General features: G+C 62.4%; 23 protein-coding genes and 1 pseudogene. 20 read left to right on the top strand and 4 right to left on the bottom strand.

Going from position 1 to position 18487, the window contains the following annotated elements:
• The first annotated feature begins 9 nt into the window (after window positions 1-9).
• Both ABM562_RS02750 and ABM562_RS02745 read left to right on the top strand, forming a co-directional pair.
• Window positions 10-651 carry a LysE family translocator gene (locus ABM562_RS02750; RefSeq protein WP_460420724.1) on the top strand — a complete coding sequence of 214 codons (642 nt, stop codon included), beginning with the start codon at window positions 10-12 and terminating at the stop codon, window positions 649-651.
• 275 nt (window positions 652-926) lie between these two features.
• Window positions 927-1592, top strand: a complete 666-nt coding sequence (locus ABM562_RS02745) for a hypothetical protein (RefSeq protein ID WP_460420722.1) — start codon at window positions 927-929, stop codon at window positions 1590-1592.
• A 114-nt stretch (window positions 1593-1706) separates the two neighbouring features.
• Here the strand turns inward: ABM562_RS02745 and ABM562_RS02740 are convergent, their stop codons facing one another.
• The 3 genes from ABM562_RS02740 to ABM562_RS02730 are packed head-to-tail and all read right to left on the bottom strand — an operon-like array spanning window position 1707 to window position 3465.
• Window positions 1707-2174: a GNAT family N-acetyltransferase gene (locus tag ABM562_RS02740; protein ID WP_460420721.1), complete on the bottom strand. Its 468-nt coding sequence runs from the start codon at window positions 2172-2174 to the stop codon at window positions 1707-1709.
• A gap of 23 nt (window positions 2175-2197) precedes the next feature.
• Window positions 2198-2908, bottom strand: a complete 711-nt coding sequence (locus ABM562_RS02735) for an NrtR DNA-binding winged helix domain-containing protein (RefSeq protein WP_115086221.1) — start codon at window positions 2906-2908, stop codon at window positions 2198-2200.
• The gene (locus ABM562_RS02730; protein WP_233674656.1) at window positions 2905-3465 is read right to left on the bottom strand and encodes an adenylyltransferase/cytidyltransferase family protein; all 561 of its coding nucleotides are present in this window, start codon (window positions 3463-3465) and stop codon (window positions 2905-2907) included. The genes ABM562_RS02735 and ABM562_RS02730 overlap by 4 nt, the downstream gene beginning before the upstream one ends.
• Window positions 3466-3564: 99 nt before the next feature.
• On the opposite strand from ABM562_RS02730, the gene ABM562_RS02725 reads away from it, so the two are divergent.
• From ABM562_RS02725 to ABM562_RS02655, 15 genes and pseudogenes are all read left to right on the top strand, one after another.
• On the top strand, window positions 3565-4209 hold the full coding sequence (locus tag ABM562_RS02725) for an isochorismatase family protein (protein WP_115086219.1): 645 nt from the start codon (window positions 3565-3567) through the stop codon (window positions 4207-4209).
• A gap of 2 nt (window positions 4210-4211) precedes the next feature.
• Window positions 4212-5417: a nicotinate phosphoribosyltransferase gene (pncB, locus tag ABM562_RS02720; RefSeq protein WP_010222497.1), complete on the top strand. Its 1206-nt coding sequence runs from the start codon at window positions 4212-4214 to the stop codon at window positions 5415-5417.
• A gap of 11 nt (window positions 5418-5428) precedes the next feature.
• Window positions 5429-6286, top strand: a complete 858-nt coding sequence (gene nadE, locus ABM562_RS02715; protein WP_460420718.1) for an ammonia-dependent NAD(+) synthetase — start codon at window positions 5429-5431, stop codon at window positions 6284-6286.
• Window positions 6287-6307: 21 nt separating this feature from the next.
• Window positions 6308-7696: a hypothetical protein gene (locus ABM562_RS02710; protein ID WP_460420716.1), complete on the top strand. Its 1389-nt coding sequence runs from the start codon at window positions 6308-6310 to the stop codon at window positions 7694-7696.
• A 187-nt stretch (window positions 7697-7883) separates the two neighbouring features.
• On the top strand, window positions 7884-8441 hold the full coding sequence (locus ABM562_RS02705) for a helix-turn-helix domain-containing protein (RefSeq protein WP_134062013.1): 558 nt from the start codon (window positions 7884-7886) through the stop codon (window positions 8439-8441).
• A gap of 85 nt (window positions 8442-8526) precedes the next feature.
• Window positions 8527-9087 (top strand): annotated as a pseudogene (locus tag ABM562_RS02700) (HD domain-containing protein); the annotation flags it as partial.
• A gap of 27 nt (window positions 9088-9114) precedes the next feature.
• Entirely contained in the window at window positions 9115-9615 is a 501-nt protein-coding gene (locus tag ABM562_RS02695; protein ID WP_233674668.1) for a GNAT family N-acetyltransferase, read from the top strand.
• 81 nt (window positions 9616-9696) lie between these two features.
• Window positions 9697-10176: a hypothetical protein gene (locus tag ABM562_RS02690; protein WP_115086215.1), complete on the top strand. Its 480-nt coding sequence runs from the start codon at window positions 9697-9699 to the stop codon at window positions 10174-10176.
• A gap of 12 nt (window positions 10177-10188) precedes the next feature.
• Window positions 10189-10431 (top strand): hypothetical protein, encoded by a 243-nt coding sequence (locus tag ABM562_RS02685; RefSeq protein ID WP_346616912.1) that lies wholly within the window; start codon window positions 10189-10191, stop codon window positions 10429-10431.
• A 115-nt stretch (window positions 10432-10546) separates the two neighbouring features.
• Entirely contained in the window at window positions 10547-11065 is a 519-nt protein-coding gene (locus tag ABM562_RS02680; RefSeq protein ID WP_460420713.1) for a hypothetical protein, read from the top strand.
• 6 nt (window positions 11066-11071) lie between these two features.
• On the top strand, window positions 11072-11317 hold the full coding sequence (locus tag ABM562_RS02675; RefSeq protein ID WP_134062011.1) for a hypothetical protein: 246 nt from the start codon (window positions 11072-11074) through the stop codon (window positions 11315-11317).
• A gap of 14 nt (window positions 11318-11331) precedes the next feature.
• Window positions 11332-11574 carry a hypothetical protein gene (locus ABM562_RS02670; RefSeq protein ID WP_134062009.1) on the top strand — a complete coding sequence of 81 codons (243 nt, stop codon included), beginning with the start codon at window positions 11332-11334 and terminating at the stop codon, window positions 11572-11574.
• Window positions 11575-11750: 176 nt separating this feature from the next.
• Window positions 11751-11993 (top strand): hypothetical protein, encoded by a 243-nt coding sequence (locus ABM562_RS02665; protein WP_460420711.1) that lies wholly within the window; start codon window positions 11751-11753, stop codon window positions 11991-11993.
• Between the two features lie 67 nt (window positions 11994-12060).
• A complete protein-coding gene (locus tag ABM562_RS02660) occupies window positions 12061-12309 on the top strand; it encodes a hypothetical protein (RefSeq protein ID WP_460420709.1) in 249 nt (82 codons plus the stop codon).
• 414 nt (window positions 12310-12723) lie between these two features.
• Window positions 12724-14331, top strand: coding sequence for an ABC-F family ATP-binding cassette domain-containing protein (locus tag ABM562_RS02655; protein ID WP_460420707.1), 1608 nt, complete (start codon window positions 12724-12726; stop codon window positions 14329-14331).
• On the opposite strand, the gene ABM562_RS02650 is transcribed toward ABM562_RS02655, so the two are convergent.
• Window positions 14308-14844 (bottom strand): cysteine hydrolase family protein, encoded by a 537-nt coding sequence (locus ABM562_RS02650; RefSeq protein ID WP_233674664.1) that lies wholly within the window; start codon window positions 14842-14844, stop codon window positions 14308-14310. The genes ABM562_RS02655 and ABM562_RS02650 overlap by 24 nt on opposite strands.
• A 348-nt stretch (window positions 14845-15192) precedes the next feature.
• On the opposite strand from ABM562_RS02650, the gene ABM562_RS02645 reads away from it, so the two are divergent.
• The 3 genes from ABM562_RS02645 (at window position 15193) to ABM562_RS02635 (ending at window position 18414) form a co-directional block, all read left to right on the top strand.
• A complete protein-coding gene (locus tag ABM562_RS02645; protein ID WP_115086208.1) occupies window positions 15193-16212 on the top strand; it encodes a branched-chain amino acid aminotransferase in 1020 nt (339 codons plus the stop codon).
• 167 nt (window positions 16213-16379) lie between these two features.
• Complete coding sequence (locus ABM562_RS02640; protein ID WP_115086207.1) at window positions 16380-17060, top strand: response regulator transcription factor; 681 nt, start codon at window positions 16380-16382, stop codon at window positions 17058-17060.
• Window positions 17038-18414 carry a sensor histidine kinase gene (locus ABM562_RS02635; protein WP_115086206.1) on the top strand — a complete coding sequence of 459 codons (1377 nt, stop codon included), beginning with the start codon at window positions 17038-17040 and terminating at the stop codon, window positions 18412-18414. Before ABM562_RS02640 ends, ABM562_RS02635 begins: the two co-directional genes overlap by 23 nt.
• Window positions 18415-18487 lie beyond the last annotated feature (73 nt).

Below are 18487 nucleotides of genomic sequence, written 5' to 3'. Positions count from 1 at the left end.
AGCCTGAAAATGGATCTTCACGCACTTCTCGCCTTCACCCTGGTTGCCGCGATTGCCATCGCCAGCCCCGGCCCCGCTACCTTGATGGCGATCAACAACAGCCTGGCCTACGGGCCGCGTTATGCGGTGTGGTCCTCGCTGGGCAACGCCAGCGGGCTGTTCTGCCTGTCGGCGGCGGCCATGCTCGGCCTCGGCGCGCTGCTCGCCAGCTCCGAGTGGTTGTTCAACGCGGTGAAGATCCTCGGTGCCGGCTACCTGTTCTATCTCGGTGCCAAACAGTTGATGAAAAAGAGCCCGATGCTGGCAAGCGATGTTGCAGCGGGCCAGGCACCGGTCAAGCCCTCACGCTGGAAGCTGTACAAATCGGCCTTCCTCACCGCCGCCACCAACCCCAAGGCGACGATGTTCTTTACCGCCCTGTTCCCGCAATTCATCGACCAGAGCGCTGCGCTGTTGCCGCAGTTCCTGATCCTCACCGCGATTTTCATGGGCTTGTCGCTGACCTCCCTGAGCCTGTACGCCGCCCTCGCCTCGCGGGCCAAAGGCGTGCTGACCCGGCCGGCATTCTCGCGCTGGGTGAGCCGGGTGGTGGGCTCGACGTTTATCTTCTTTGGTGCGGCAATTCTGACCATGCGCCGTCAGAGTGCTTGATCTAGAGAGCAGCGCAAATCCTGTGGGAGCTGGACTTGCCAGCGATCGAGCGCGTAGCGGTCGTAATTCAGGCAATACAGCCGGCGCCCTTCCTCACACTGCCGACACACCTTTCGGGGCTTGTGCTGCAGGTCATCCTCCGTTGATTTCTGTACGCGTCGGAATCGAGGCGCATGACGCGTTGCGGCCCATCGCTGGCAAGGCCAGCTCCCACAAGTTCTGCAGCGATCCCCAGAGCGACACAAAACCTGTAAGAAAAGAGTTTGCCTCATCCAATGCCTACCCCCCTGAAAACCTGTTGGCCCTCAAGCTGGCGCAACGTGCCCGGCATTGACTACAGCGCGCCGACCCTCGACCTGCAGGCCATTGTGCCGAAAGCCGGCGACAAGACCTGGGCGCAGTTCGACAGGCACGCCAGTGTGCAGGTTGGCGAGACTGTGCAACTGCTATGGTGCCCGCCGCTGTCCGCCATCAATGGCTGGAGCGAACAGCCTTCGGAAATTGCCCAGAGCTATTTGCTCAAGGCAAAGGTGCTCTGCAGCAGGGGCGACAGCCATGAACTCGACATCCTTGGCAGCGAGCAACTACTGCCCATGCTCAGGTCGCTGCCACGCGAGCAAAGCGCCTGGTCGCTGGGGCAAATTACTACTGAGCAAGGGCCGATCATTGCCCTGGAGGAAGCCTGCTGGAGTGCCAGCGCGGTGGTCGAGGGGCTGACCTACCTGAGTGCCTGCACACCATTCGAAGCGCATATGGAGCTGATACTCGAGGTGACAGGCGATGAGGTTGTCGGGCTGTTCTCGGCGCATGTCGACCCGGGCGGGGCTTTCTATTCGTTTGGCCGGCGCAAGCTGGAAGGTCGGGAGCGGAAGGCGGTCGAGCAGGTGCTGAAGGTTGCGCAACCGCTCAAAGACTCTCAGGGCCGCTACCTGCTGACTTGAAGGCCTCATCGCTGGCAAGCCAGCTCCCACAAGCCCTGCACCTTTCCTGAGAACAGCGGCAAACCTGTGGGAGCTGGCCTTGCCAGCGATGGGTTGCAAGGCAACCTCGAGGGCCTACTGGCCGAGTAGCTCCCGCGACATCAACCACTGCTCCTTGCCCCAGGCCTCGAACCGCTCGCGCACGCTCCAGCCGCGTTTGGCGTAGTACGCGCTCTGGTCATAGGTGTGCAGGTACAGGGTGGCCACGCCGCGCTCCCGGGCTCGCTGACAAATCCCTTCAATCAGTTTTTCCGCCAGGCCCTGCCCGCGTGCCTGCGGCTCGACCAGCACACAAGCAAGCCAGGGCCCTAGCTCCGGGCGCCCGGGCAGGTCATCGCGGGCCAGCGCAGCGCCACCGAGCAAGCGTCCTTGATCGAGCGCAACCAGGCATTGCCAGTCACCGTTGCGCTGGCCCTCGGCGAACTCTCGCCGCCATGCTTCCAGCGAAATATCGGCGTACTCATAGCTGAACTGCCGATACAGCCGCTCGGCGAAGGTGTCGCAGTGCTGCATGTGGTGTTCAAGCCATTCCAGGTTCGGCATGTGCAGTCCTTTTTATGTTTTGCTCAGGTGCCCGAGCGCTCGGGCAACAGACTACGGTCAAACACGAAGGGCGTCTCGGCTTTCGGCGTGTGTTCGAACAGTTGCTGGGGCCGGCCCATTTTCGGGAAGTTCTTTTCGCCGGTGTCGCGAATCCAGCCCTCGTCCTTCATGCGCTCCAGGCGCTTGCGCAGGGAGGTGTTGTTGACCGGGTGACCGAGGCAGGCCTGCACGGCGTTGAGTGCATCGAGCACGGTGAAGCGCTCGGGCGCCAGGTACAGCGGCAGGTTGGTATACACCGCCTTGGACGCCAGGCGCTCGCACGCCAGCTGCACCAGCAGGTTATGGTCGAACGGCAGCACCCGCTTGCGCCCGATGACGCTGGCGACGTCGACAAAGCACAGCTGCTCAGTGCCGGCCTCGACCTCCGGGCCGAGCAAGGCCAGGTAGTAGGTACTCATCGACCAGCCACGCGGGTCGCGAAAGGCGTTGCCCTCGGTGCCCACCTGTTCCAGGTGACGCGGCAGGATCCGGGCCTTTTCGCTCATCGCCCGGTCAGCCGCGGCCGCCAGGGTATTGTCCGGGGTGCGGCCGTTGACGATCACCCCCGGCAGCGCCCACTCACCTTCGTGGGGCGCGCGATCACGCCGGTACAACAGCACTTCCAGCTGCTTGCTCTCGGGGTTCAGGCGCAACGCGACGATGTCGACGCTGGCCAGTACTTCTGCAGCACTCACTGTGGACTCCTATACACCTCAAACTCTGCAACGATGTCGGGCAGGCACCAGGCTGCCGGCAACGCCTGGCCATTGCGCAGGCCGGCGCGGATGGCCGAGCTGTGCACGCCCAGTTGCTCCTCGGCCACCAGCAGGCCAAAGTCGTCCAGCAGTTCCTGGCCTCGATAAAAACCAGCAACATTGGCCTGGTTATCCTCGCCGATGACCAGGGCGATATCAGCGCGGGCAATACCGCTGCGCTCGCTCAACGCGCACAGCAGGTCATAGCTGTACACCGCCCCGCCCTCGCCGCCCAGCTCACGCTCCACGGCCGAGCAACTGACCCGCTCGCTCCCGAGCCGCTCGATCAGCCGCTGCAACCAACGACAACGCAGGTCGAAGTCGACCATGCGCTTGCCATGGGCATGCCGGTAACTGGGCACCACGAGCACCTGATCGGCCCACTCCAGCGCCCGGGTGATCACGCTCAGGTGGCCGGGGTGCGGTGGGTCGAAAGCACCACCGTACACGGCCAGACGAAACCGCACCGGGCCCGACTCATATATTTCACTATGCATACTATATCCACCGTGGTTGCTTCTGAAAAAGAAAAAGCGGTTGACACACATATTACACCTAGTGAATTATGTGTCCACACCCAGTGCAGGAGCCACCCCATGAAAATCGCCAGCTTCGATGTCGACGCCCAAAACGGCTTCACCGACAACGCCCCCTCCGAGTTGCCAGTCCCCGGCGGCGCCGAGATCGCCCCGGCACTCAACGCCATGGCCAAGCGCGCCAGCCTGCGCATCGGCAGCAAGGATGCCCACACGCCGAAAGCCGCCTGGGTGGTGGGTAGTCACGCCGAGATGCTGCAGCCACTGGACATGGCCAACGCCGACCTGACCTGGGTCAGCCACTGCGTGCCGGGCACGCCGGGCTTCGAGCTGCTGGCCGGCCTGCCTGCGCCGATCGACTACGACTTCTTCGTGTGGAAAGGCATCGAACCCGACCTGCATCCCTACGGCGCCTGCTACCACGACCTGGCCAGCCGCCGCTCCACCGGGGTTATCGAGTACCTCAAGGTGCAAGAGGTCAAAGCCGTGATTGTCGGCGGCCTGGCCCTGGATTTCTGCGTCAAGAACACCGCCCTGCAACTGCAGGCCGCAGGCTTGCAGGTGTTTCTCTACCAACCGGCATGCCGGGCGATTTCCGCCCAGGGCGCCGCAGCGGCCATGGCCGAGATGACCGGCCAGGGCATCATCGCCTGCGCCGACCTCGCCAGCCTCGACCAGCAACTGAACGCATTCAAGGGAGCATGAACATGAGCGAGAGCGTCTTCGGCCCAAGCATCATCCAGAACCTGCTGGACACCGACTTCTACAAGATCACCATGATGCAGGCGGTGCTGCACAACTACCCCAACGCCGAGGTGGAATGGGAATTCCGCTGCCGCAACAGCGAAGACCTGACCCCGTACCTGGCCGAGATCCGCTACCAGATCGAGCAGCTGGCCGAGGTCTCGATCACTCAGGACCAGCTGGCTTACCTGGGGCGCATCCCTTTCATCAAGCCGGACTTCATCCGCTTCCTCAGCCTGTTCCGCTTCAACCTGCGCTACGTGCACGTTGGCGTCGATGATGCCGGGCAACTGGCGATCCGCCTGCGCGGGCCCTGGCTGCACGTGATCCTCTACGAGATCCCGCTGCTGGCGATCGTCTCCGAAGTGCGTAACCGCTACCGCTACCGTGAAGTGGTGATGGAACAAGTGGGTGAGCGCCTGTACGAAAAACTCGACTGGCTCAAGGCCGAAGCGTCGCCTGCGGAACTGGCCGGCCTGCAACTGGCTGATTTCGGTACCCGTCGGCGCTTCTCCTACCGGGTCCAGGAGCACGTGGTGCACACCCTCAAGCAGGACTTCCCGGGGCGTTTTGTCGGCACCAGCAACGTGCACCTGGCGCGCGAACTGGACATCAAGCCGATCGGCACCATGGCCCACGAGTGGTTCATGGCCCACCAGCAACTGGGCCCGCGGCTGATCGACAGCCAGGTTGCCGCGCTGGAATGCTGGGTCAAGGAATACCGCGGGCTACTCGGCATCGCCCTGACCGACTGCATCGGCATGGACGCCTTTCTCAAGGACTGCGACCTGTACTTCGCCAAGCTGTTCGACGGCCTGCGCCACGACTCCGGGGACCCGCTGCTCTGGGCCAACAAAGCCATCGCCCACTACGAGAAACTCGGCATCGACCCGAAGAGCAAGACCCTGGTGTTCTCCGATGGCCTGAACTTCGCCAAGACCCTGCACCTGTACCGCGAGCTCAGCCCACGAATCAACGTCAGCTTCGGCATCGGCACCAACCTGACCTGCGACATTCCCGGCGTTGAGCCGATGAACATCGTGATCAAGATGACCGCCTGCAACGGCGCTCCGGTGGCGAAGATCTCCGACAGCCCAGGCAAGACCCAATGCCGTGACGAGAACTTCGTCAGCTACCTCAAGCACGTGTTCAAGGTTGAAGGCCAGTAAAGGAGAAGCACATGAACAGTCGCCAGATCGAGATTGCCAAGGCCCTGGGCGTGGTGGCGCCCTTCGCAGATAACGCGGCAGTACAGAACGAGATCCGCCAGCGCATCGATTTCATCAAGCAGACCCTGCTCGATGCGCGCTTGAAGGTGTTGGTGCTGGGCATCAGCGGCGGCGTCGACTCGTCAACCGCCGGGCGCCTGGCGCAGCTGGCGGTCGAGCAATTGCGCAGCGAACAGGCCGACAGCGACTACCGCTTCATCGCCATGCGCCTGCCGCACAACACCCAGCATGACGAGCCCGATGCCCAGGCCGCACTGGCCTTCGTCGGCGCCGATGAGTGCATCACGGTGAACATTGCAGACGGCGTCAACGGCCTTGCCGGGCAACTGCCGCAACTGGCCGAGCTCGCTGACGGGCAACGGGATTTCGTCCTCGGCAACGTCAAGGCGCGCCTGCGCATGCTGGCCCAGTACACCCTGGCCAACGCCCGCAATGGCCTGGTGATCGGCACCGACCATGCCGCCGAAGCGGTGATGGGCTTCTTCACCAAATTCGGCGACGGCGCCTGCGACCTGCCCCCCCTGAGCGGGCTGTGCAAGGGCCAGGTGCGGGCTATCGCCGCCGCGCTGGGTGCGCCGGAACACCTGGTGCACAAGGTGCCTACCGCCGACCTTGAAGAACTGCGCCCGGGCCTGGCCGACGAGCAGGTACATGGTGTCAGCTACGGGCAGATCGATGCCTTCCTGCAGGGTGAAAACGTCGATGACGCGGTCGCAGCCATCATCATCAATGCCTACGACAAGACCCGGCACAAACGCGAATTGCCCAAGGCACCGGCGGCACGATTCGCTACAATGCTGCCATCCTGAATGGACTCACCGGAGACTGTTGTGCAACGCCTGATCCTCACCGCCCTGTCCGCCGCCGCCCTCGCCGGCTGCGCGACGCCCTCCAAGGAAAGCCTCGACCAGTACATCGGCACCATGCTCGCCCAGCCGCTGTCGACCTACAGCCTGTTTCGTGAAGGCGATGTGCTGAGTTTCCAGGTTAACGTACCGGCCAACAACGGCTTGACTGATCGCAGCTTCCAGCTCGAAGCCTCCTGCGTTGAGCCGAACGTGGCGATCATGTACCTGGACGCCGACCAGCGCGCCTATTTCAAGAACCCCAGCGGCTACGCCCCGCCGCAGCCGATGCCTGATCGCTTCCATGCCATCCTGATGAGCAACCCGAGCTTCGCCGGGGCCTGCAAGACTCAAGCAAAGGCCGACTGGCGCAAGCTTAAAGGTGAAGATGGCGAGCCATGGGTGCTGGTCGACCGCAACAGCATCAACAAGATGGGCAACGACGTCAGCCTGTGGGCCGCCTTCGACCAGCCGAGCATCCTCCTCGACCTGCCATACAACGCGCCCTACGCGCAAAAGCGTGAGCATCATCGCTTCAACTGCAGCGCCGGTACCTACACCCTGCTGGCCGGCTACGATGTCGATGCCAACAACCGGGTCACCGACGGCATGGTCCCGTCACTGCCCAAGCCCGAGCCTGTGGCCGACAGCAACGCCGACTACCAGGCGCTGTTCGCCCTGGCCTGCGCCACGCCGGATAAAGTCGCGCAACTGGCGCCATTCAGCCCGCGCTTCAAGGCACCGATCGTCACGGCTGTGTTGCCGCCGGTCAGCCCGTCGGTGATGGTCGCCCTCGAGCGCCTGCAACTGCCCAAGCCGGCGCAGCCGCTCACGTACCTGGATGCCGTCGGCACCTCGACCATAAAAGGCAAGACCTCGCCCATGCGCGAGGAGCAGTTCCTGTCGGTTGATGCCAATAGCCAGCAACTGATGGTGATCCTGCGCGGCAAGGGCTATGAGGCGCAAAAGATCACCTGGCGCGGATTGATCCCGCTGGTGAGCAAGACCGACTTCACCGGCATGAGCGAAAGCAGCGCGCTGACCAGTCTGAGCTTCAAGGGAGACTGGAAGACCATGGCGGTGGGCAGCAAGCTCAGCTATTCACAGCAAGGTGCGACCAACAACAACGTGATCGGCCAGTACGGCAAGGACCTGAAGATCACCGAGTGCACGGTGCAACAGCAACTGCCGGCCAGCACCCTCAACGCCAGCTTGAGCGGCAGCGCCAAGGCGCTGGACTGCAGCGTGCAGGGTGACGAGGATAAACGCGTCAACCACCTGTTCTACCTGGAAGACTACGGCTACTTCTTCAGCGCCAGCATCGACAAGAATACCTTCTACTACAATGATCTGCGCCTGCAGACGGTGAAGTGAACCCTGGGGCCGCTGACGCGGCCCATCGCCGGCAAGCCGGCTCCCACATTGGGTCGGCATGCACCATTGCCTGTGGGAGCTGGCTTGCCAGCGATCGACCGCGAAGCGGTCGCAAACCAGGCGACTCAGTCAAGCAGGCTGTCCCCCCGATTTGCAGCCCCCACGCTTTGGCTGGCAAACTTCGCCCATGCACGATACCCCGCTACAACCCGCTCAGCTCGGCGTCGCCCTGCGTCGCTGGCGCCTGCTGCACCGCATCAAGCAAGCGCATGCCGCACAGCTGTTCGGCGTGGCGCAATCGACTGTCTCGCGCTGGGAAAATGGCAGCCAGGCCATCGAGCCCAACGAACGCGCGCTGATCGAATCCCGGCTCGCCGCGCGCCTTGACGCCCCTGCCGAACAGGCCCTGGCCCGCCTGGTCAACGACAGCCCACGCCCCGTGCACCTGGTCTGCGACCTCAGCCACCGCTTGCTGGCCTGCTCCCCGGCCCGCGCCGCGCAGTTCAGCATCCCGTTGAGCGAGCTGCTCGGTCGTTCGCTGTGGCGCTATTGCAGCGCAGAAATCATCAGCAAGGAGGCGGCCCTCGACAGTCTCGGCTGGCGCGAGGTACTCGCCCCGCCAGCGCTGGAATTCGCCAGCGGCTGCAATGACTCGGCGCTCGTCCCCATCACCCAGAGCCTGTGCCGCTGGACCCGCATCACCCTCTCCGACGGCAGCGCCGCGCGGCTGGTGGAAACCCTCTGATACCCCACGGATTCTTTATCCATGGACGTTTGGCCCTCGCCCTCCTAGGCTTTGCCCCATGCCCACCACCTGGATCGACAACCCCATGAGTAGCACCACCCTCACGGGCCGCCTGGCATTCCTGCGCGAGGCCGAGAAACTCAAGGATGTATTGCGCAGCGCCCATACCTCCAGTGGCCGCCCGGAAAGCACCGCCGAACACAGCTGGCGCCTGTGCCTGATGGCCATCGTCTTCGCCGACCAGTTGCCCGCGCTGGATATGCTCAAGGTGCTCAAGCTCTGCGTCATTCACGACCTGGGCGAAGCCCTGCACGGCGACATCCCCGCGGTCAGCCAGGCTGACCACCCGGATAAGAGCGAACAGGAGCGCGCCGACCTGCTGGAGCTGACCCGTTCACTGGATGCTCCAATACAAGCCGAAATCCTCGCCTTATGGGAAGAGTACGAGCATGCCAGCAGCGAGGAAGCCCTTGCAGTCAAGGCCCTCGACAAGCTGGAGACCCTGCTGCAACACACCCAGGGCGATAACCCGAGCGACTTCGACTACGCCTTCAATCTGGGGTACGGTCGCAAATACACCAACGCCAGCCCACTCTTCCAGAACCTGCGCGCGCTGATTGACGAAGACACCCGCCGCCTTGTCGCCAATACTGGTTCAACCCCCGAGAACGCCATGATCCTGCGCCCCGAAACCCTGGCCGACTGCCCGGCCATCGAACTACTGACCGCTGCCGCCTTTGCGCACGCGCCACACTCGAGCCACACAGAGCATTTCATCGTCAACGCCCTGCGCCGCGCCGGGCAGTTGTCGGTGTCGCTGGTGGCCGAAGAGGCCGGGCACATCATCGGCCATGTGGCCTTGTCGCCGGTGAGCCTGTCCGACGGTTCTACCGGCTGGTATGGCCTGGGCCCGATCTCGGTGGCGCCCGAGCGCCACGGCCAGGGCATCGGCAGCCAGTTGATGCACGCGGCGCTGCAGGCCCTGCAAGCGTTGGGCGCTGCCGGCTGCGTGGTACTGGGCGATCCTGGCTACTACGGGCGCTTCGGCTTTGTTGTGCGCCCGGAGCTGGTATTGCCCGGTGTACCGCCCGAGTATTTCCAGGCCCGGAGCTACACCAGCCGGTGGCCACAGGCCCAGGTCAGCTATCACCCGGCTTTCGAAGCCACGAGTTGATCACAACTGCCGACGGAATGATTTGCACACGCGGCGAACCTTGTACAAAATCGCCGCCTTTGCCTCGAAAGGATGCGTGCAATGAAGTTCGAAGGGACTTTCCAATACATGGGCCAACACGGGATCGTCTTCAACGTCTCGCAGATCACCCTCACCGACAGCGAACGCGGGCGCCTGCGCGAGCTGCATTTTGGCGAAGCGAAAAGCGCCCACTACGAGGTTAACAGCAAGGTTGTCGAGGTCTACGACAAGATGCTGGCCAAGAACCTGCCGTGCACCATGATGATCGGCATCTCCAAGCCGCTGACCCGCCAGCAGGGCGACGTGCTTAACGCCCAGCGCACCAAGATCGCCAACCTCGCCGCCTCGGCCTTCGCCGGCGCCACCAGTTCCGTCGCCTCCCCTTATGTCGGTGTGCCTGTAGGCGCCGGTGTGCGCATGTACGCCAACGAAATCCTGCCCACCTACCATGCCGGCGACGTGCTGGTCAGCATTGAAGCGCGGGTCAACGGCGGCATCGGCCCGCAGAGCACTATCTCGACCCTGATCATCAAGACCTGAATGGAGCCGCACATGCCCGAGATTACCCAGCTGGTTTTGGCCCTGGTGCTGTTCTTTTTGCTCGATCGCTTTCTCAAGCCCTACCCGCTGCGCAAGTGGCTGGGGGTCGCGCTGGTGGCGGTGGGTGCGGTCGGCTGCGTAGCGGCGAGCCAGACCCGCCTGCTGGGGGCGGACCTGGGGTTGCTGTCGATCTTCGCCGTTGCCCTGGGGGTCGGACTGTTCCTCAAGCGCCGTCGGTTTGAGCAGGTTGGCTGAGGTTTTGTAAGGGCTGATCGCTAATTTGGGATCGGTCCTACCTTCATGTCGGAGTAGTACGACATACGCCCGAAGTTGATTTGGGCATCTTTCCCTGCATGTCGATGAGGTGCGCGTGGCGCGTCTGCATTACACAGGGAAGGTTGTTGTGCAGATCGAAAAAACCTATGAGTACGCCGGAAACTTCGGCATCGTTTTCCACGTTTCGCAAATTGTGGTCCTGCCGGAAGATCGCCCGAGGCTGCGCGAGCTGCATATCAGCGAGGCGAAGGGCGCGCACTACGAGGTCAACAAAATGCTCGTGGCGCTCTACGACAGAATGCAGGCCGGTAGTCGTGCTTGTGAGATGAGAGTCGCTGTTTCCCAGCCGCTTAATCGGCGTCAAGCAGACAAGCTGAATGACCAGAGAATTTATACTTCCGGTGTTGTCGGCAGCGCTGCTGGGGGGCCTGTCGGCCTGCTTACAAAGGCAATCGTCGGAACAGCCGTTACAGCGATAACAACTTACTTGGCCAAGCGCAGACTCCCCACTCACCACGCGGGTGACGTAATCGTCAGTATCCAGGCACTTGTCAGCGGCGGCATCGGCACTCAGCAGTCAAGCGTTTCGACGATCATCAAGAATCAAGGCTGAAAACACATGACGGAATTCAGTCAATTTTTTATCGCCTTCGTATTCTTCGCACTGATTGAGCGCCTGCTCAAACCCTCCAAACTACGAAAATGGCTAAGTTTGACATTCTTGCTGGGCGGCCTGCTGGGTAGAGTCACGCTGAGCGAAGAAAGTTACTGGGGCGGTTTCGACCTGTATCTGGTGTCGCTTTTTGCAATTGTCGGAGGACTTGAGTTGTTCTTCAGGCGCAATCGCCACGAAGAAGATGCCTGAGCGGAGCACACATCATGTCTGAAGTTACCCAGCTATGTTACGCGTTGATCATCATCGCCTTTCTGGATCACTGCCTGAAGCCCTACCTGATTCGTAAATGGCTAGGGTTGTTCCTATGGGCCGTCGGTATTACTTTACTGTTCAAACCGGGTGGCAGCTATTGGGAGGCAATGGATCTGTTCCTAGTGCCTGTGCTCGTATTCTGCGCAGGTACGACGCTGATCATCGGACGCCGCAAGTTTCAGCCTGACGAATGAGTAAGTATCTTCAATACACCATCCTTCCGGTTGTGTTTCACCTCCTGTATTTCCTCGTCAGGCCTTATCGGCTAAGAAAACGTTGTGGCGTCGTATTGTTTGGCGTCGGCATGATTGCTAGCTTGGAATTGCTCTTCAGGCGCAACCGATTCGATGAGGACGCTTGAGTGCTGCCCATGTCTGACGTTACCCAGCTGTGCTACGCACTGATCCTGATTGCATTTATAGATCATTGCCTGAAACCCTATTTACTCCGCAAATGGCTGGGCCTGGCGTTGATGATAGCTGCCGTTACATTGCAGTTTGTGCCGGACGGTCTCTATTGGCATGAGTTGAATCTGAAACTGTTCCCTTTGTTCGTATTGTTTGCGGGCATGACTCTGGTTAAGGGACGTCGAAAGTTTCAACCCGACGAATGAATGAATATCTTCAAGGCGGGTCTTTTGCCGACGTCGCCATCTGCGAGAGTCAAGGTTAAAAAAGACCATGTCAGAGTCCAATCAACTCTTCCTCGTCCTGGCGTTTTTCATCCTGATAGATCGTCTGATCAAGCCGTACAGGCCGCGAAAATGGCTCGGCCTGACGTTCCTGGGTGGCGGCTTGCTGGGCAGATTAACGTTGACCGAAAGCCATTGGCTTGGCTTTGACTTGCACCTCGTTTCACTCTTTGCCGTTGTCGGCGGGCTGGAGCTGTTCTTCAGACGTCACCGATTCGATCCCGACCTCTGGGCCTGAGCAGGGCATACGCCATGTCTGCAATTACACAACTGTGCTACGTAATGATCCTGATGTCAGTGGTAGACCACTGCCTGAAACCCTACCCGGTCAGAAAGTGGCTGGGGATTTCGCTTTGGGGGGCCGGTACTTATGGCCTCTTCGCCTTTCCTGACAAGTACTGGTACGGGCTGGACATCTGGCTAGTGTCATTGCTCATCTTGAGTTCCGGCTCCAGTTTATTCTTCAGGCGCCGCAGGTTTGACCACCTGGACTGAATGGTTCTTTACCTGCAGCGCTCTGCGCCCTAAGCTGTCCCCTTCACCCATCTCCCCGAGGTATTCGTCCAATGCGCCATTAATGCCGCCGTCTTTGCGACGGCCAGTCTTCAGCCCCTTTCCCGGGGGACGTCGCGGGCATTTTATGGAGCATTCCATGACGAATACGTCGATCCTGACGCTGGACAGCGTCACCCTGGCCTTGCCGGATGGCAGGGTGTTGTTTTCCGATCTTGTCGAGACGTTCGACCAGCGCCGCACCGGCCTGGTCGGGCGTAATGGCGTGGGCAAGTCGCTGCTGGCGCAGATATTGGCCGGGCGGTTGCAGCCCAGCGAAGGACGCTGCCTGCGCGGCGGCCGGGTGCACTATGTGGGTCAGCATCCCACCGCTGCCAATACCACGGTGGCAGATCTGGCCCAGGTGCGCGAGGTGGTCGATGCCCTGCTGCGCATCGAGGCCGGCAGCAGCCAAGCCGCCGACTTCGATACCGTCGGCGAGCGCTGGGACGTCCGCGAACGCCTGCAGGCGCAGCTTGATCAGCATGGTCTGGCGCAACTGGGCTGGGAGCACCGCGCAGCTGTTCTGAGCGGCGGCCAGGCCATGCGCGTGGCGCTGCTCGGGGCCTTTATCGGTGATGCCGATTACCTGATCCTCGACGAACCCAGCAACCATCTGGACGCCGCCAGCCGCGAGACGCTGATGACCCTGCTCGAGGGCTGGAACAAGGGCCTGCTGGTGATCAGCCATGACCGCGCACTGCTTGAACGCATGGAGCGCATCGTCGAACTCTCGCCCCTGGGCCTGAGCAGCTACGGCGGCAATTACAGCTTTTATGCCGAGCGTAAAATCGAGCAGATCGGGCAGGCCGAACGCACGCTCGAACGCCTCAAGCTCGAACGCCAACGCCAAGCCCGCGAACTGCAACAACAGCGCGAGCGCCTGGAGCGCCAGCAGTCGCGGGCCAGCAAGGCGGCGCGCTCGGCCAACCAGGCGAAGATCCTCCTCGACCGCAAGCAGGAGCGCAGCGAGAGCACCGCCGGCAAGCAGCAACGTGACCATCAGGCGGCGCGCCAGGCCCTGAACGCACAGGTGCGCGACGCTGCACAGCAGGTTGAAACTTGCAGCCCGATCGTGATCCATGCGCCCGCGCCACAGCAGCCGATTGGCAGCCAGGTGGTGGTGCTCACGGACCTGCAGTTGCCCTTCGCCCGCCAAGGCCCGCTCAATGCCAGCCTGTACAGCGGTGAACGCGTAGGCCTGAGCGGTGCCAATGGCAGCGGCAAATCAACCTTGCTCAAGGTGCTGGCGAGTCAATTGGCACCAGCCGCAGGCCAGTGTGAGGTACGCGGGGAAGCCGCCTTGCTCGACCAGCACTGCAGCCTGCTGCCCGCCGAACAATCGGTGCTCGATTACCTGCGCAGCGCCACCGGAAATCCGGATGAGAGCCTCCTGCGCACCCGCCTGGCGCAACTGGGCCTGGGCGCTGAGCGCGTCACCTTGCCCAGCGGCGTGCTCAGCGGCGGCGAACGGCTCAAGGCAACACTGGCCGGGGTGCTGTACCGCGACACCCCGGTCCAGTTGTTATTGCTCGACGAGCCGAGCAACCACCTCGACCTGCCCTCCCTCGCCGCCCTGGAAACCATGCTGCGCCAGTATCGCGGGACCTTGCTGGTGGCGTCCCATGACCGGGTGTTCATGCAGCAACTGGCGCTGGACGGCTACCTGCAGTTGGGTGAAGGCTCAGAACTGCACATCCGCCGTTGATTGCAGGCTGGCAAAGGCGCCGCCCAGGGTCAGGTTGTGGTGGGCGATGATCGCCTCGGCCGGCAAGCCGGGCGTGTCCATGCAGGTGTGGGCATCGCTGACCAGTACCACGTTGAAGCCCAGTTCACGGGCAACCCGGCAGTTGGTGTCGACGCAGTACTGGGTCTTGAGGCCGACGATGACCAGCTCATCAATGGCGGCCTCTCGTAACTGGTCCGCCAGCGACGTGGCAAAGAAGGCACTGGGGCGGGCCTTGTCGAACACGATGTCGCGTGCAGGATCGACCGCCAGCGCGGGCAACAGTTGCCACGCGGGGCTGCCTGCGGCAATTGGCGACCCCTCGGGGCCGGTGTGGCGAACCGCAAAAACGGGGGCGTGGGCGGCGTGGGCGGCGGCGATCAGGGTGTTGACCCTGTTCAACACCTGCTCACCCTGCCAGGGCTGTTCGGGGCCATGGAACAAACCCACCTGCATATCCAGGACCAGCAGTGCGCGTTTTGCGTGCATCTTCATCTCTCCGTGATTGGCCAGCCCGGACGGAGAAAAGACAAGGCCCCGTCCATTGCTGGCGGGGCCTTGGTTTACCTGCTGCCTAAGGTTAAGCAGCCGTACCCGCCCCGCGTATAGCGGTGGTAGTGGTACGCGACGAGGTCAGCAGGCAAAGCTTCATACTTCGATAATGCGCCCGGACTGTGGAACGGTCAATGCCTGTCGCGCCAGGCAGCGGCAAAGATTTTCCCTGCGACCAAGGTCCAATCTATGACTGGGCGTTCCCGATCTGCACGGGATGTATTATCGTGGCCAAGTGCGCAATAAGAACCGCCTGCCAAAGCAGGCATCTGCAACCGAATCGAGGGTGCCATGAGTAACGAAAGCATTAACTGGGACAAGCTGGGCTTCGACTACATCAAGACCGACAAGCGCTACCTGTCCTATTTCCGTAACGGCGAGTGGGACAAGGGCACCCTGACCGAAGACAACCAGCTGCACATCAGCGAAGGCTCGACCGCGCTGCATTATGGCCAGCAATGCTTCGAGGGGATGAAGGCCTACCGCTGCAAGGACGGCTCGATCAACCTGTTCCGCCCGGACCAGAACGCCCTGCGCATGCAGCGCAGCTGCGACCGCCTGCTGATGCCGCAGGTGCCGACCGAACAGTTCATCGACGCCTGCAAGCAGGTGGTCAAGGCCAACGAGCGTTTCATTCCGCCGTACGGCAAGGGTGCGCTGTACCTGCGACCGTTCGTCATCGGCGTGGGTGACAACATTGGCGTGCGGACCGCGCCGGAGTTCATCTTCTCGATCTTCGCCATCCCGGTCGGCTCGTACTTCAAGGGCGGCATGACCCCGCACAAGTTCCTGATTTCCGACTACGACCGCGCCGCACCACAAGGCACCGGCGCTGCCAAGGTGGGCGGCAACTACGCGGCCAGCCTGCAACCGGGCTACAAGGCCAAGCAAGCCGGCTTTGCCGACTGCATCTACCTTGACCCGCTGACCCACACCAAGATCGAGGAAGTCGGCTCGGCCAACTTCTTTGGTATCACCGCCAACAACGAGTTCATCACGCCGAAGTCCGCTTCCGTGCTGCCGGGCATCACCCGCCTGTCGCTGATGGAACTGGCGCAATCGCGCCTGGGCCTGAAGGTCATCGAAGGCGACGTGCTGATCAACAATCTGGACCGCTTCGTCGAGGCTGGCGCCTGCGGTACCGCCGCGGTGATCACCCCGATCGGCGGCATCCAGTACGGCGACAAGCTGCACGTGTTCTACAGCGAAAGCGAAGTTGGCCCGGTCACCCAGAAGCTCTACAACGAGCTGACCGGTATCCAGAGCGGCGACATCGAAGGCCCGGCGGGCTGGGTTGTGAAAGTCGCCTGACCTGCAACAGGGGCCGCGTTGCGGCCCATCGCCGGCAACGCCGGCTCCCACAGGGGTCGGTGCAGGCCGGCCCATTGTGGCCCCTCTCCTAGATGAATTTTTCTTTAACCCGGGCACCGCCTATTCTTTGGCACAATCAAGTCTCTACCCGCCGCCCAGGTAAAAGCATGCCCCGCGTACTGACTATCGAAGACGACGCTGTCACCGCCCAGGAAATCGTCGCCGAACTTTCCAGCCATGGCCTGGAAGTGGAATGGGCCGACAACGGCCGTGAAGGCCTGGCCAAGGCCATTGCCGGCGGCTACGACCTGATCACCCTGGACCGGATGCTCCCGGAGGTCGACGGCCTGACCATCGTCACGACCCTGCGCACCCTGAAGATCGCCACGCCAATCCTGATGATCAGCGCCCTGTCGGATGTCGACGAACGGGTCCGCGGCCTGCGCGCCGGCGGTGATGACTACCTGACCAAACCGTTCGCCTCCGATGAAATGGCCGCCCGCGTCGAGGTGCTGCTGCGGCGCAACAGCGTGCCCCTGGCACAGACCCGCCTGCAAGTCGCCGACCTTGAACTGGACCTGATCAGCCACGAGGCCAAGCGCGGCGAGCAGACCCTCAACCTGCTGCCCACCGAGTACAAGCTGCTGGAATTCCTCATGCGTCATGCCGGTCAGGTGATTACCCGGATGATGATTTTCGAGGAGGTCTGGGGCTATCACTTCGACCCGGGCACCAACCTGATCGACGTGCACATCGGACGCTTGCGCAAGAAGATCGACGCCGCTGGCCAGACTCCGCTGATTCGCACCGTGCGGGGCTCGGGCTATGCCATTGCCGAACCCGTCTAAGGGCTGGAGCTCGTCCACCAGCCGCCTGCTGGCGCTGTACAGCTTCCTGTTCGTGGCCTGGAGCAGCATCCTCATGGGGGTGCTGTACTTCGAGGTCTCGGGCTACCTGAACAAGCTCACCCGCCATTCCTTGCTGCAGCGCCAGCACCTGTTCGCGCACATGAGCGGCAAGCAGCTCGATGATGCATTGATTGCCAGCCAGGCCTTTGAGGAGCGCAGTTTCGATGCCTATGGCCTGTTCGACGGGCAGTTCAATCCGCTCGGCGGGCAGATCCGCCAGGTGCCGCCCGAGCTGGGCCTGGATGGCAAGATTCATGAACTGAGCCGTTGCCTGGACGCCGACGACCCGCACCTGCCCCGCGACAGCTGCGATGCGGTGGCGATCAAGGTCCGCGATGGCCGCTGGCTGCTGCTGGTGCGCGACAACGGCTCGCTGTTCGTGGTCACCCGGATCATCCTCCACGCGCTGCTCTGGGGCCTGTCGCTGACCATCATCCCCGGCATCGCCGGCTGGTACCTGCTGCGCCGCAGGCCGCTCAAGCGTATCCGCGCGATCCAGGCCAGCGCCGAGCAGATCGTTGCCGGCGACCTGACCCGGCGCCTGCCGCTGTCGGCGCGGCGCGACGAACTGGACATGCTGGCGGCCATCGTCAACGCCATGCTCGATCGCATCGAGCGCCTGATGCATGAAGTCAAAGGCGTGTGCGACAACATCGCCCACGACCTGCGTACCCCGCTGACCCGCCTGCGCGCCCAGCTCTACCGCATTCGCCAACAGGCCGGCGATGACTCGCCGCAGGCCGAAGCGCTGGAGCAGGCGATTGGCGAAACCGACACCTTGATGGCGCGTTTTCGCGGCTTGCTGCGCATCAGTGAACTGGAAGACCGCCAGCGTCGTGCAGGCTTCGTCGAGCTTGACCCCCACGGGCTGCTGCAGGAACTGCATGACTTCTACCTGCCCCTGGCCGAAGACGGCGAGATCGACCTGACCCTGGAGATGCCCGAACAGCTACCGGCGCTGCATGGCGACCGCGAGCTGCTGTTCGAGGCACTGGCCAACCTGGTGGGCAATGCCATCAAGTTCACGCCAGAGCAGGGCCAGGTGCTGATGCGGGCGCTGAGCGATGCCAAGGGTGTGCATATCGAGGTGCACGACAGCGGCCCGGGGATTCCCGAGAACGAGCGTGGGGCGGTGTTGAAGCGCTTTTATCGCAGCGAGGAAGGCCAGCGCCACCCGGGGTTCGGGCTGGGGTTGTCGATCGTTGCGGCGATCGTCGACCTGCATGGCTTTGAGCTGGAGGTGGGGGGGAGTGAACTGGGTGGGGCGAAACTGGTGTTGCACTGTAGACGTTAGGGCCTCATCGCTGGCAAGCCAGCTCCCACAGGTCCTGTGGGAGCTGGCTTGCCAGCGATGAAAGCCCCGCCGA

It is taken from the genome of Pseudomonas sp. ZL2 (assembly GCF_054788455.1).
Note: the sequence above shows the minus strand (reverse complement) of the source record. Positions and strands in the feature narration are given on the sequence as shown.

What these genes read in the sequence shown, in the direction of transcription:
- ABM562_RS02750 (WP_460420724.1), top strand. Translation starts at nt 10, where the DNA reads ATGGATCTTCACGCACTTCTCGCCTTCACCCTGGTTGCCGCGATTGCC.
- ABM562_RS02745 (WP_460420722.1), top strand. Translation starts at nt 927, where the DNA reads ATGCCTACCCCCCTGAAAACCTGTTGGCCCTCAAGCTGGCGCAACGTG.
- ABM562_RS02740 (WP_460420721.1), bottom strand. Translation starts at nt 2,174, where the DNA reads ATGCCGAACCTGGAATGGCTTGAACACCACATGCAGCACTGCGACACC.
- ABM562_RS02730 (WP_233674656.1), bottom strand. Translation starts at nt 3,465, where the DNA reads ATGCATAGTGAAATATATGAGTCGGGCCCGGTGCGGTTTCGTCTGGCC.
- ABM562_RS02725 (WP_115086219.1), top strand. Translation starts at nt 3,565, where the DNA reads ATGAAAATCGCCAGCTTCGATGTCGACGCCCAAAACGGCTTCACCGAC.
- pncB (WP_010222497.1), top strand. Translation starts at nt 4,212, where the DNA reads ATGAGCGAGAGCGTCTTCGGCCCAAGCATCATCCAGAACCTGCTGGAC.
- nadE (WP_460420718.1), top strand. Translation starts at nt 5,429, where the DNA reads ATGAACAGTCGCCAGATCGAGATTGCCAAGGCCCTGGGCGTGGTGGCG.
- ABM562_RS02705 (WP_134062013.1), top strand. Translation starts at nt 7,884, where the DNA reads ATGCACGATACCCCGCTACAACCCGCTCAGCTCGGCGTCGCCCTGCGT.
- ABM562_RS02695 (WP_233674668.1), top strand. Translation starts at nt 9,115, where the DNA reads ATGATCCTGCGCCCCGAAACCCTGGCCGACTGCCCGGCCATCGAACTA.
- ABM562_RS02690 (WP_115086215.1), top strand. Translation starts at nt 9,697, where the DNA reads ATGAAGTTCGAAGGGACTTTCCAATACATGGGCCAACACGGGATCGTC.
- ABM562_RS02685 (WP_346616912.1), top strand. Translation starts at nt 10,189, where the DNA reads ATGCCCGAGATTACCCAGCTGGTTTTGGCCCTGGTGCTGTTCTTTTTG.
- ABM562_RS02675 (WP_134062011.1), top strand. Translation starts at nt 11,072, where the DNA reads ATGACGGAATTCAGTCAATTTTTTATCGCCTTCGTATTCTTCGCACTG.
- ABM562_RS02670 (WP_134062009.1), top strand. Translation starts at nt 11,332, where the DNA reads ATGTCTGAAGTTACCCAGCTATGTTACGCGTTGATCATCATCGCCTTT.
- ABM562_RS02665 (WP_460420711.1), top strand. Translation starts at nt 11,751, where the DNA reads ATGTCTGACGTTACCCAGCTGTGCTACGCACTGATCCTGATTGCATTT.
- ABM562_RS02660 (WP_460420709.1), top strand. Translation starts at nt 12,061, where the DNA reads ATGTCAGAGTCCAATCAACTCTTCCTCGTCCTGGCGTTTTTCATCCTG.
- ABM562_RS02655 (WP_460420707.1), top strand. Translation starts at nt 12,724, where the DNA reads ATGACGAATACGTCGATCCTGACGCTGGACAGCGTCACCCTGGCCTTG.
- ABM562_RS02650 (WP_233674664.1), bottom strand. Translation starts at nt 14,844, where the DNA reads ATGAAGATGCACGCAAAACGCGCACTGCTGGTCCTGGATATGCAGGTG.
- ABM562_RS02645 (WP_115086208.1), top strand. Translation starts at nt 15,193, where the DNA reads ATGAGTAACGAAAGCATTAACTGGGACAAGCTGGGCTTCGACTACATC.
- ABM562_RS02640 (WP_115086207.1), top strand. Translation starts at nt 16,380, where the DNA reads ATGCCCCGCGTACTGACTATCGAAGACGACGCTGTCACCGCCCAGGAA.
- ABM562_RS02635 (WP_115086206.1), top strand. Translation starts at nt 17,038, where the DNA reads ATGCCATTGCCGAACCCGTCTAAGGGCTGGAGCTCGTCCACCAGCCGC.